The sequence below is a fragment of the Methanothermococcus okinawensis IH1 genome (assembly GCF_000179575.2).
Taxonomy (GTDB): Archaea; AGJL01; Methanococci; order Methanococcales; family Methanococcaceae; genus Methanofervidicoccus; species Methanofervidicoccus okinawensis.
This window is the reverse complement of the sequence record NC_015636.1, coordinates 1,324,260-1,337,623: the sequence shown is the minus strand read 5'-3', so window position 1 is coordinate 1,337,623 and position 13,364 is coordinate 1,324,260. Positions and strand designations below refer to the sequence as shown.

The following is a 13,364-nucleotide window of genomic DNA, read 5'->3' as shown; positions in this document are numbered from 1 at the left end:
GTTTATCGGAGCTCATAAAATTAAACTACTCTCTTAATGGCATTCCATACTAAATAAGATTGTGGTTTTAATATTCCTTTTTGAGGATTAAGGAATAAAATATTTTCTTTGATTAAGTAAATATATACAGGCGTGCTAATAGCCTTTTTATCAATCTCATATTTAGTTTTAAATAATTTTAGTGCATTTACAACATCTTCTTTTTTGATTTCAATAATTTCACTTTCAATGGATATTTTTGGGGTTATATAATCCAATTTATTTAGAAGCATATCTAATTTTTGAATACTGTCATTTAGTACTTCATTTAAAATATCCTCTAATTCCTTATATCTCATTTCATTAATTATATAGTATATATCAATGGGTTTTCCACCAACATAGGAATAGATTAGTTCTTTTTGTTCTTTTGATAATTCTGATTTTAATAATTCTTTTGCCAAAAAATCCATAAATATTAAAGAGGTTTCTTTATCAAAATCTTCTATTAATATATATCTTGCCCTTCCTTCGAGCTCACCCGTATTATAAACATACTCAATAAATAAACTATCAGAACTTAAACAGAATACATGGCATAGATGTTGAACCTTAGTTAATGCCACTAAGAATTGAAATAAACTCCATAATACCAATCTATTTCCATTTAAGGTTAGTCCTTTAATCATTTGGAGCTCATCGAATATCAATATTGGTGTTTTACCTTTTTCATTTAATTTAGCAAATAAATATTCTATATATTGATAAACATCGCCAGATTTATCTTTTTTAGTAAAAATTTTGTCAAATAATGATTTTGGAATTTTTATCGGAGCTCCTAAATAATACTTGCTTAATTCCTCCGACCCATTAATCAACAAATCAGCTAATGATTTGGCATACTCCCTAAAATCATCCACTTTTGATTTTTCATCCACTTCAAATAAACATTCAATAAAGTTATCCACATTTAATACATTCCTTGTTCTAAAATCTATAAAGAATGGAATATATTTTGATTTATCCAACTTATTTGTTATGATTTCTCTAATTAAAGTGGATTTTCCACTATTTATAGGGCCGTAGATGAAATATATTAAGTTGGGTTCCCCCTCTAAGATATGAAGGATTTCATTAATTTCCTTTTCTCTATTAAAGAATTTCATGGTTTCACCAATATATACATAGCTAATATATATTAATATGAGCTCCTATTAAAAATTAAACCACCCTCTTAATAGCATTCCATACTAAATATGACTGTGGTTTTATCAATTCTTCAATGGGATTTAGAAATAAAATATTTTTTCTTATTAAAAATTCTTTTATGTCCTCATCTATGTTATATTCGTTAGTTATATATTCTTTTTTAAATAAAAAAAGGGCATTAATTACATCATTATATTTTATTCCTTCATATTTGCCATTTTTTATTCTAATCAACAATTTTTTTAGTTTTGACATTTCTATTTTAAGCATTTCATTTAAAATATCCTCCAATTTCTTATATCTCATATCGTTAATAACTTTGTAAATTAATATGGGTTTTCCACCAACATAAGAATATATCTTTTCTTTATCTCTATTGGAAAGTGAAACTCTATTTTCCTTTGCTAAAAAATCCATAAATCTTAAAGCAGTTTCTTTATCAAAATCATCTACCAATATATAATCGGCTCTATCTTCGAGTTCACCTGTATTATAAACATACTCAGCAAATAGACTATCTGAGGTTAAACAAAATACATGGCATAAATGTTGTTCCTTTGTAAGAGATACTAAAAATTGGAATAACTCCTTTAAAAGATACTTCTGTCCGTTTGTTGTAACATCCTTTATCATCTGCAATTCATCCAGTATTAGTATTGGTGTTTTACCACTCTTTTTGGTTTCCAAAAACACATCGTTTAGATACTGAAAGGCATCGTTTATTCTTTCCTCAAATAATTTGTTAAACTCTACTTCTGGAATAGGGACTCCTGTTAAAGTTTTTGTAGTTTTGGTGATTAAATTTATTACCTCTGATTTATTCTTTATTTTTTCTAAAATACCCTCTTTTTTTGTTGTAAATATGGCTTCTATAAAATCTCTTTTTTCTGATACTAAGTAGGTTCTAAAATTTATATAAAATACCTTATAATTATCGTTTAATTCATTATTTATTATATGGTTGATTAATGTAGTTTTACCACTGTTTATAGAGCCGTATATAAAGTATATTAAGTTGGGTTCCCCCTCTAAGATATGAAGGATTTCGTTGATTTCCTTTTCTCTGTTAAAGAATTTCATAATTCCAACCTCTTAATAGCATTCCATACTAAATAGGATTGTGGTTTTAATATCCCTTTTTGTGGATTTAGGAATAAAATATTTTCTTTGATTAAATAAATGTAGATGGGCATACTAACATCATTTTTATCAATCTCATATTTAGTTTTAAATAATTTTAGTGCATTAACAACATCTTCTTTCTTAATTTCAATAATTTCATTTTCAATGGATATTTTTGGTGTTATGTAATCTAATTTATTTAGGAACATATCCAATTTCTGAATACTATCATTTAGTAAATATTCCAAAACTTCTTTCAAATCTTTAAAACTACTTTCTTCAACTACATAAGCTATATCCTTTGGTTTTCCCCCAACATAGGAATATATTTTTTCTTTATCACTATCGGAGAGTGCGACCCCATTTTCCTTTGCTAAAAAACTTATGAATCTTAAAGAGGTTTCTTTATCAAAATCATCTACCAAAATATATTTTGCCCTTCCCCCTAATTCTCCCGCATTATAAACATATTCGGCAAATAGACTATCTGAGGTTAAACAGAATACATGACATAGGTGTTGTTCCTTTGTAAGAGATACTAAAAATTGGAAAAGCTCTTTTAATAAATATTTTTGTCCGTTGGTGGTTATGTCTTTTATCATTTGAAGTTCGTCAAGTATTAAAATGGGAGTTTTCCCATTTTTTCTGGTTTCCAACATTATATTATTTAAATATTGAAATGCATCATTTATTCTTTCCTCAAATAATTTGTTAAACTCTACTTCTGGAATAGGAACTCCTGTTAATATTCGAGCTCCTTTTGTGATTAGGTTCAATACCTCTGATTTATCTTTTATGGTTTCAAGAAAATCGTCCTTTTTAGTTGAAAATATCGCTTCTATAAAGTCCTTTTTTTCAGATATTAAGTAGGTTCTAAAATTTATATAAAATACCTTGTAATTATCGTTTAATTCATTGTTTATTATATGGTTGATTAATGTAGTTTTACCACTGTTTATAGAGCCGTAAATAAAATAAATATCATCTGGTTCCTTGTTTAAAATATGAAGAATTTCATTAATTTCCTTTTCTCTATTAAAGAATTTCATGGTTTCACCATATATAGTAAATTATTCAGTTATGTATAATATGAGCTCCTATTATTTCTTTATTATTTATATTATATTATTGCTTATATATATGGCTACATTAAAAGAGAATAGAAACACTTATTAATGATTAAATAAAATAATAATTAATAAAAATAATAACTGCTGTGATGAGTGCCGACTTCACTGATTTGTGATGACAACGGGGACAGCTGAGCGGTTCTTTTTATTTATACAGTCATTATTAACTGTATATTTATATTATTCAATAGAATTATATTGAAAGTCTCATCTGACCAAATTTAGTATCTACACCGAGCTCACTTAAAATCTTCCTTGCTATTTTTTCACCCAATAGATTTATAATATTTTTTTGGTTATTGATAATATCATTTGCATTTTTTATGCCTGCATTGTATAATATCCGAGCTCTGGCTCTACCAATATGTTTTATTTTTAGGAGCTCTATAATATCCTGTTTTGCACCATATTCCATTCTTATCTCTAAATCATTTAAACAATCTTTTATAACTTTATTGTCGATATTTAGTAAATTAAATATTTCCTTTGCAGAATGAATCATCCATTTTGCCTGTTCTACATTATACCTTAAAATTCCTGGTTCGATATTATAACCCAGCAATAGTTCTTCCTCTGGAATTTCATTAATCCAATCATAAAACAATTTAGCATTTTTAAAATATTCTAAATTTTCCGAAGATATGCCATATATAACATCATCAACATCTATATCCAACTTTATCATATCATTAATTAAATCATTCTCCTCCTTTCTTCTTACTCTTAAAACTGGTTGCATTTCAGTAGTTTTTGAGATAATATATAGTATGTGAAGGATATAACACTCCATATTTTTAGGATTAGATAATGTTTTTTTATGTAGATTTTTCAATCCATCAATAATATACTCTGCACTTAATGGGTCTATGTAGAGCTCCGATACCTTTTTTCCAAGGGGCGTAATGTTGTAATATACATCTTCCTCATGCCTTGATTTAATGGTTAATGAATTATTATTGTCCAATACAAGCATTTTAATACTGTTGTTAGTATTTGAAATATTTTTTTTGTTGTTATGGCTATTATTACTTTTATCTTTATTTTCATCCCTTCTATAATTTAATTCTATAAATCCATTTTTCTCCAAAAAATTAGTTATTTCGTAAATATTTTCTAAAATTTTTTTAGTATTTTGATATTGATAGGCGTAAAATGTATTTTTTATAAATTCCTCCAAATCATTTTTATTTTTTATATCCCCTGTGGTAATCAGCCCAAGCATGTGGGTTCTTAATACTTTTTGGTTGGATAGTTTTGAATAGATTTCCTCCACATTTCCAATTAAATAGTTTTTTGCATTTTCTATGAGCTCTGGGTTTTCGGTGTTATTTATATAAATTATTCCCTCACCATAAGGGTCTAAATTTGGCCTGCCTGCCCTTCCAATACATTGGTGGATTTCCATTTTTGGAATTGGTATATATCCCCTACTTGAAAATCTTTTTAAATCCCGTATAATTGCCCTTCTACACGGCATATTAATTCCAGCGGAAAGCGTTGGAGTGCAACATATGGCCTTTATAAGCTTTTTTCTAAATCCCTCTTCAACAATTTTTCTCTGTTCATAGGTTAAACCTGCATGATGAAATGCCACGCCCTTTTCAATACATTCTGCAAGGTCTTTACAGGTTTTGGTTGGATTATCAAGAACACTTAGAACTTCCTCTTTCAAATGTCGGAGCTCCGATATTTCATCAGGTGATAAATATTTTTTTAGATTTAATTTCTTTGCTTCACCAACTGCTCCCCTCTTTGAATTGCAAAATATTATGCATGAACCGTCCTTTAAAATACTATCCACTACAAGATTAAACATATTATTTTTAGAAATTTCATCAACAATAACTTCATTTATTGTATTTCCATTATCATCGATAAACATTATTTTATTTCCATATCCAATGCCTTTTTTTAATTTAACAGGTCTCCATTCATCCACGATAAGTTCAGCATTTAACCATTTGGCAAGTTCTTCTGGATTTCCTATTGTGGCAGATAATCCAATTATTTGAATAGTTTTTTTAGTTTTTAATTTTGTAAGCAATACCTCAAGGGTGCCTCCCCTACTTTCATCCCCTATTAAATGGATTTCATCTATAACTACAACAGATATATCTTTTATCCATTCTACCTTATGCCTTATAAGTGAATCAAGTTTTTCAGCAGTGGTGATTATTAAATCATATCCCTTTAAGTCCTCTTTTTCGTCAAAATCTCCAATAGATAATGCTATTTTTAATCCGTATTTTTCATATTTTCCTTTGAATTCCTCATATTTTTCATTTGCAAGTGCCTTCAATGGAACGATAAACAGTCCTTTTTTATTTGTGGGTGTTTTATTATTATCCAAAAGATGATTTATAAATGCCATCTCACCGATGAGTGTTTTGCCACTTGCCGTAGGTATGCAGATTAAAAAATTTTTATTTTTATTTAATAACCCTCCCTCGACTACTTTTTTTTGTGGTGGCCTGAGCTCGGCAATACCATTTTCTTTTAAAACTTCCATTAACATTAACATCAATTACACCACATATTATATTTTATTTATTTTTATTCATTCATCATATTTTCTTTTCTTTTTTTATTTTTTATCTTTTTAGTTATTTTAGCTAAATAAAAGTAGAACAATGATAAATTTATTATAATATTTATAAACTATAACATAATTAAGTATATTTTAATATCTATGTCTATTATGCTTAAATTTCATAAGATATATATTTGATTAAAATAAAAACCATATATAACCATATATATGGTAAATCATATAAAATCATATAATATCTCACTAAAAAGGTGAAAAAATGAATGTGGAAAAGTTATATGTCATTCATGCGTTGTGTGAATCGGAAATATTTGACAACCTAAGAATTTTAATTGCAGAAAATGTTTCAAGAATCTACGATGTAAAAATTACAAACACATTAAATCATAAGTATTATTTTTTAAAATTTATAGTAAAAACCACTGGTGAAAACTGCACAAGACTCTGTGAGATTTTACAGGAAAATAATGTTATACTATTAAATTGTTATGAATTGGTTTTTCCATCATATAGGGTCAGGATAAAAGGAGATGCAGAAAAATGTCTTAGTATCCAAAAAGAACTATTGAATGCATTTATATCTTGTGGTGCCATTCCAATCAAAACTGAAATTACATCTAATGATTTTATAATTGCTACCTGCGATATTATTGTGACTAATAAAGACCCATCAACATGTGTGAAATTTTTGGAAATCCTTAGAAAAAACAAAGATATATCCTATACTGTAACCCCCGTGGAATCCTATGAATGTTAATTTAGGATTACTGCATTTTGATATTCATGGTAAATCATTTAAAATATTGGGTGATTCAATAATGACTATCCCTTTTTTTCGCTCAAAATCTAGCAAACTAAAAAAACTTATAGAGGAGGGGCGACTTCATGAAGCTCGGAAATTCGTAGAAAATGACATATCACTAATGGATTCACTCATGGGGTTTATAAATTCAAATAATCCTAAAATAGTATCAAATTCAATATATCTTACAACAAAAATATTTCTAAAACATAATAAAAATATTGAACAGCTTATGCCTTACATTAAAAAAGGTCTAAAAAGTGATAACGAAGACCTTATACTAAACACACTGATTTCTCTGAAAGGTATATTGGCTCATAAACCAGAATATTTTAATATGGTGGAAAAAGAACTTACTGAGATAAATGAAAAATATATTAACCTTCAAATAAGAGAACATACATGGGAATTGCTAAAAAAATATGGCAAAACTACTACTGATGTAGAAATTGAGACACGTCAGAAAACATACGAGAAAATTAAACAGTTAATGAGGTCTGCCAAACAGGAGTCATTAATTAAAAGATTATTTAATACAGGATTGTCATTACTTAATCTAGATAAAATAAACAAGCTAAATATAACAAAAGAAAAAATTAATTCATCAATATCTAAAAAAGACCTAAAAGGGACTCTTGAACTCATGAAAAATGAAAATATTGAGAAGTTAAGTCCATTAAATATAGCCTATTGCCTCTCCACATTATCAACCTTAAATGAAAAGGAATTGAATGGTGTTATTGAAAATGTTTTAAAACTTTTGTTTAGTGAAAATGATATTGTTAGACATATGGCACTAAATGCTGTTTATGAGGTTTCCAAACGATACCCTGATATAATATATAAAAATATAGATACATTAACAAAACATGGTAGGTTATATGGAGAATCTACACTATATATTTTAGTACTAAAAGAGATTTCAAAAAAATATGATTTAAGAAAAATAGTTAGGGTTCCACGTTAATATTTATAAGGGAATTCTTTTACAATATTGTTCATTTTTTCTTCATCAATATATTCTTTATTTCCTATTTTTAAGGTTTTTTCCTCGGTTATTTTTCCAAATGGAATAATTGGACATCTATTGTTAATTGCTATATCCATGGCATCATTTAAATCATTCTCATCCATACAAACAAGATAGGTTCCCAAATATCGTGTAGCCCTTGGATATGGAATTGCATTTATATTAATGCCTTTTTTTGCCTTTGCAAGCATTTCAAGTATGTTGCATAACCATCCGCCTCTTGAAGCATCTTTGCAGGCATGCACATCTACTCCACTTTCTAAAATTTTTAAAAATGTATCGTATTTATTTTTTGCCCTTTGAACCCTATCCCCAACATCCCCCTCTACGGGATGACCAAGCATAACTACAACATCACCTGCCTGAGCTCCTCCATCAATAATTACCTTATCATGTAGGAGCTCACCAAATATTACAATACTAACGCAAGATTTTAATTCTTTTTCTGTCTGAGTATTTCCGCCCACAATAGGTATATTTAGCCCTATGGATTGTTTTTTTAATCCATCTACCGCCATTTTTATTTCTTCCTCATCCCTTGCCTGAATTGCATCCATGGCATACAATGGTTTTGCACCCATTGCCACTATATCACATGATGTATGGATTAAAGCAGTTTTTGAACCAAGTTTTAAAGGATAAGGTCCCTCCATATTTATAACCCTTTTTCCTATTACTACTGCGTCATCTCCTGCCCTTATTCCCCTTATTAAATCTGGAATTTTTGAATCCATATCCCATAATTTTTTTCTTGGATAATTTGTTTCCATCATATGCCCTATTGCGTGTTTTATTTCGTATTCAATATGTTCCATATTTTCATCTCGTTTTTATTTTTTTATTTTATTTTCTTTTATTTTATTTATCTTATTATTTTATATTATTTCTTTTATTCTACTTTATTTTGCTTATAATATATTCACCACCATGTATTTTATAATTTTATAATAATTTTATAATAAATCTTTATAATCCTAAGTTTTCTAATTTATAATTTTTTTAATTAATTTTTTATTTTATTTTCTCATTTAAGATTTATAATTATATTCAATATTAATCACTATATGTTATACACCATAATGATATACAATTATAATATAGCTTAAAAATTCAAAAAAGTTAATGTAAATTTCATTATAATTTTTATGTTTATATCATATATACTGTAATACTGATTAATGATTTAAAGAATAATAAAAAATATATACGATAATAACATATTATGCATATTTTTAAGTTATATTCCATTAATAAAAATTAGTATATAATATAATCTTATTTTAAACATAATTTTTTCTTTTAATTAGTTTTTAAAATTTTTTACATTTTTTTATTTTGGTGATTTAATGAAGAAATATAAGATATGTGTTATAGAAGGAGACGGGATAGGTAAAGAAGTAATACCTGAAACTATAAGGGTTTTAAAGGAGCTCGGAGATTTTGAATTTATCAAAGAGCATGCAGGTTATGAATGTTTTAAGAGATGCAATAGTGCCATACCTGATAGAACAATCGAAACTGCCAAGGAATGCGATGCAATATTGTTTGGTGCAGTAACTACACCAAAACCAAAAGAATTAGAAAAAAAACTATATAAAAGTCCAATATTAACACTAAGGAAAGAATTGGATTTATACGCAAATGTTAGACCTATTAATAACTTTGAAGATATTGATTTTGTAATAATAAGAGAAAATACCGAAGGATTATACACAAATAAAGAATATTACGATGATAAAAAAGAAATAGCTATTGCAGAAAGGATTATTTCTAAAAAAGGGAGTAGTAGGATAATTAAATTTGCATTTGATTATGCATTGAAACACCACAGAAAAAAGGTATCTTGCATACATAAGGCAAATATTTTAAGAATAACCGATGGTCTTTTTTTAAAAATATTCAATGAAACTGCTGAGAAATACAAAAAATTTAATATAAATAGCGATAATTATTTAATAGATGCCACTGCCATGTATATTATAAAAAATCCAAAGATGTTTGATGTTATGGTAACCACAAACTTATTTGGAGATATATTATCTGATGAAGCTTCTGGATTGCTTGGAGGTCTTGGATTGGCACCTTCTGCAAATATTGGAGATAAACATGGGTTATTTGAACCAGTTCATGGTTCGGCACCAGATATTGCAGGTAAGGGTATAGCAAATCCAATAGCTTCAATATTAAGTGCATCTATGATGCTTTATTATTTGGGTATGAAAGAAAAAAGTAAATTGTTAAGGGATTCCGTTAAATCTGTATTAAAAAAAGGATATAAAACCCCTGATTTAGGTGGAAATTTAAAAACTACTGAGCTCACGGATAAGATAATTGAGGAAATAAAAAATAAATAAAATTAAAAAATAAATAAAATTAAAATCATTAAATTTAGTAATTAATGATTAAATTTAATATAACTATCAATATATATTACTTAAACCTATAACCATAAATATTAGTAAATTAAAAATGGATTTATTTTATAGTTTAATGTTATATAGTTTATTTATTAGTAGTTTTTATTTATTAGTTTTTTAGATTATTATATTATACTGGAAATTCATTAAAATTAAATTATAAAATATAAATTAAGATATAAAAATTGAATAGGGAGATAAAACGGTGAAATAATGAAATTTGAGTTAAAAGGAAAAATCATATTTAGTAAGGAATTAAATGAAGATGCACAGAAAGATATATCAGAAGTATTAGACAATAGCAGGGAGATATTTTTAAAAGGAGTTCCAGAAGGAAAAGAAAATGAAGCTTCAAAAATAATAAACTATGATTTTGATGGAAAAGAACTAAAATTAAATATTGTATCAGGAACTTATGCACGAGCTCATGAGGCATTGATGAGATTGAAAAAACCAATAATGGAAAAGATTGGAAAAAAACATAAAACAGGTATAAGGGATATAATTATAGAGCACTACGAAATAACCATACCTGCTGAAAAACAGAACCTTGAAAATATAAAAGATATTAAAGTTCCAGAATGTGAAACAGAGATTGATTATAACAACAATGCTGTAAAGATAATATTTGAAAATATTGGAGATAGTGAATTAAAAAGAAATATTGTAGATAGAGCCATAAAATTCGTAAGAAATGAACTTGAAAAGGGAGAAGAAAAAGATTTAACCTTCGATGTTTGTGCAATAGCTCCTGGAACGATAGTTAGTGAGTATAAAGCAAAAAGAGAAATTACATTTGATAAAGACCCAACAGAAGTTGCCGAAAAACTCGGATGGGTCAAAAGATTTGTTGGAAAGGGACAGTGGTTTTATACGCCTCCTATAACAAAATTGTTTAGAGCATTTGAGGAGCTCATAATGGAAGAATGTGTAAATAAAATAGGTTATAATGAGTGCCTATTTCCAAAATTGATTCCATTGGAAGTTATGTATAAAATGAGGTATTTGGAAGGTCTTCCTGAGGGCATGTATTATGTCTGCCCACCAAAAAGAGACCCTGAAATGTTTAGGGAGTTTGTAAATGAAATGATGATAAAAAAAGAAATACCTATCCATAAGTTAAATGATTTATTGAGAAATCCAGGTTATGTTTTAGCACCTGCTCAGTGTGAGCCATTTTATCAATTCTTTGACCACGAGCTCGTGGATATAGACAATCCCATAAAATTCGTGGATAAAAGTGGATGGACATACAGATGGGAAGGTGGCGGTGCAAAAGGTCTCGATAGGGTTAATGAGTTTTTAAGAATAGAATGTGTAGAGCTCGGTAGTCCAGAATTTGTTGAAAAAACAAGGGATGAAACATTAAAATATGCTGAAAAACTTGCTGAAAAACTAGATTTGGAATATTGGACTGAGGTTGGAGATGACCCATTCTATCTTGAAGGTAGAAAAAAAGAGGATAGAAATATAGAGTTCCCAGAAATTCCAAAATATGAAATGAGATTATGGTTACCACACATAAAGGATGAGAGAAAAGGAGTGGCTGTAACATCTGCAAATGTTCATGGAACTCATTTTGTTGAAGGATTTGGAATAAGAGACTATAAGGGAAGAAAGGTATGGACAGGATGTACAGGATATGGTTTAACAAGATGGGTAGTTGGTTTCTTAGCACAGTATGGATTTAATTATGAGGATTGGCCTGAATTGGTGCAAAAGAAAATAGGAAAAATGCCAGAAATTCCAAAGGTAATTACTTGGCCATAAATCTTTTATTTTTTTAATTATACTGTTTTATGTTATTATTTTTTATTTTATTATTATTTTATCATTCATATTTAGTTTAGTTTTGTTATAAAATAAATTATTATTTTTAAAGTATCAGATATCCTAAAATCAAACTTAAAATTATTACTAACAGTATATTATATTTCTTATACAACCCAATAAATGCTATTAAACCTATTATTACAGCAGATAATGTCCAATCTACTGATAATGCAAACCTTATAGTTACAGCAATCATTAAACCAACAAAAGACACCAATATGCTATTGAATATATTTTTAAAAATTATGTTATTTTTAAGGCTGTCAAATATTGGCACAGTGGATAGCAATATTATAAAAGATGGAGTAAAAACGCTTATAGTGGCAATAATGCTTCCAACTAAACCTTTAACCAAATAACCAACAAATGTAGCAGTTATTACAATAGGTCCTGGTGTTATTTGACCCAATGCAATACCATCCATAAATGTTTTGGCATCTATCAATTTTTCAACATCTACAACCTCGTGCAACATAAACGGCACAGAGCCATAACCCCCACCAAATGCCATTACATCAACCTTCATCATAAGCGTTGAAAGCGAAAAGAACTCTGGATTGATTAACCACATTAATAAATTAAATAATGTAACAACAATCAAGATACAGGCAACATATTTATATATTTTTAATTTTTTTCCATCAATGTGAGGTTTAGATGATAGTAATAACGATAATTCTGTAAAATCTTCCCTATGCATTAAAAATCCTATAATCATTGCAATAAAAATAACAACAAATGGGCTAAATTTTAATATAAACAAAATTGCAGCTACTGCAAGCAAAAATACATCCTTTATATTTTTAATACTTTTTTTACCAAAATTTAATGTTCCATTGGCTGCTAATGCTACAACTACTATTCTTAAAGCCTCAAATATAGATGCTGTTTCAGGAACTGTTTTTAAATGAATATATATAATTGTTAAAATTAACATCATAAAAAATGCAGGTAATACATATGCCATGAAAGCTGCAAGAGCTCCTGCAAAACCACCAATATTAAGCCCCACATATGCCACAACCTGCATTACAGAGGCACCCGGAATTATCTGAGATAATGCCACTCCATTGTTAAAATTTTTTTCATCCATCCATTTCTTCTTATCCACAACCATTTCTCGAACATAGGCAATAGCCGTAGGTCCTCCAAATGCTATTAATCCAAGTTTTAAAAACGAAGTAAAAATTTTTAAAGCCGATGGTTTAGGTTCCATGTTTTCACCAAAAAAATAAAATTATAAACTAAATTTAATATAAAAAAAATTATAAAATTTATTTATTAAAAAGTAATC

At 27.9% G+C, this 13,364-nt stretch carries 10 protein-coding genes; 4 read left to right on the top strand and 6 right to left on the bottom strand.

Annotation, left to right across the window (positions count from 1 at the left end):
• Positions 1-20: 20 nt before the first annotated feature.
• The 4 genes from METOK_RS06625 to METOK_RS06610 all read right to left on the bottom strand — a co-directional run bounded on the left by METOK_RS06625 (position 21) and on the right by METOK_RS06610 (position 5,961).
• Positions 21-1,145, bottom strand: a complete 1,125-nt coding sequence (locus METOK_RS06625) for an ATP-binding protein (RefSeq protein WP_013867450.1) — start codon at positions 1,143-1,145, stop codon at positions 21-23.
• Between the two features lie 55 nt (positions 1,146-1,200).
• The gene (locus METOK_RS06620; protein ID WP_013867449.1) at positions 1,201-2,268 is read right to left on the bottom strand and encodes an ATP-binding protein; all 1,068 of its coding nucleotides are present in this window, start codon (positions 2,266-2,268) and stop codon (positions 1,201-1,203) included.
• Entirely contained in the window at positions 2,265-3,359 is a 1,095-nt protein-coding gene (locus METOK_RS06615) for an ATP-binding protein (protein ID WP_013867448.1), read from the bottom strand. Before METOK_RS06615 ends, METOK_RS06620 begins: the two co-directional genes overlap by 4 nt.
• Positions 3,360-3,633: 274 nt before the next feature.
• The gene (locus METOK_RS06610; protein WP_013867447.1) at positions 3,634-5,961 is read right to left on the bottom strand and encodes a DEAD/DEAH box helicase; all 2,328 of its coding nucleotides are present in this window, start codon (positions 5,959-5,961) and stop codon (positions 3,634-3,636) included.
• A gap of 286 nt (positions 5,962-6,247) precedes the next feature.
• On the opposite strand from METOK_RS06610, the gene METOK_RS06605 reads away from it, so the two are divergent.
• Together METOK_RS06605 and METOK_RS06600 are read left to right on the top strand one after the other, a co-directional pair.
• Positions 6,248-6,745 carry a hypothetical protein gene (locus METOK_RS06605; RefSeq protein ID WP_013867446.1) on the top strand — a complete coding sequence of 166 codons (498 nt, stop codon included), beginning with the start codon at positions 6,248-6,250 and terminating at the stop codon, positions 6,743-6,745.
• On the top strand, positions 6,735-7,757 hold the full coding sequence (locus METOK_RS06600) for a hypothetical protein (RefSeq protein WP_013867445.1): 1,023 nt from the start codon (positions 6,735-6,737) through the stop codon (positions 7,755-7,757). Before METOK_RS06605 ends, METOK_RS06600 begins: the two co-directional genes overlap by 11 nt.
• On the opposite strand, the gene METOK_RS06595 is transcribed toward METOK_RS06600, so the two are convergent.
• Positions 7,754-8,635: an AIR synthase related protein gene (locus METOK_RS06595; RefSeq protein ID WP_013867444.1), complete on the bottom strand. Its 882-nt coding sequence runs from the start codon at positions 8,633-8,635 to the stop codon at positions 7,754-7,756. The two genes, METOK_RS06600 and METOK_RS06595, sit on opposite strands and share 4 nt — an antisense overlap.
• A 531-nt stretch (positions 8,636-9,166) precedes the next feature.
• Between METOK_RS06595 and aksF the strand changes: the two genes are divergently transcribed.
• On the top strand, positions 9,167-10,174 hold the full coding sequence (gene aksF, locus METOK_RS06590) for a homoisocitrate dehydrogenase (RefSeq protein WP_013867443.1): 1,008 nt from the start codon (positions 9,167-9,169) through the stop codon (positions 10,172-10,174).
• Positions 10,175-10,450: 276 nt separating this feature from the next.
• Complete coding sequence (gene serS, locus METOK_RS06585; RefSeq protein WP_013867442.1) at positions 10,451-12,007, top strand: serine--tRNA ligase; 1,557 nt, start codon at positions 10,451-10,453, stop codon at positions 12,005-12,007.
• Positions 12,008-12,113: 106 nt separating this feature from the next.
• Here serS and METOK_RS06580 read toward each other — a convergent pair whose 3' ends face one another.
• Positions 12,114-13,286: a chromate transporter gene (locus METOK_RS06580; protein WP_013867441.1), complete on the bottom strand. Its 1,173-nt coding sequence runs from the start codon at positions 13,284-13,286 to the stop codon at positions 12,114-12,116.
• Between the last annotated feature and the right edge of the window lie 78 nt (positions 13,287-13,364).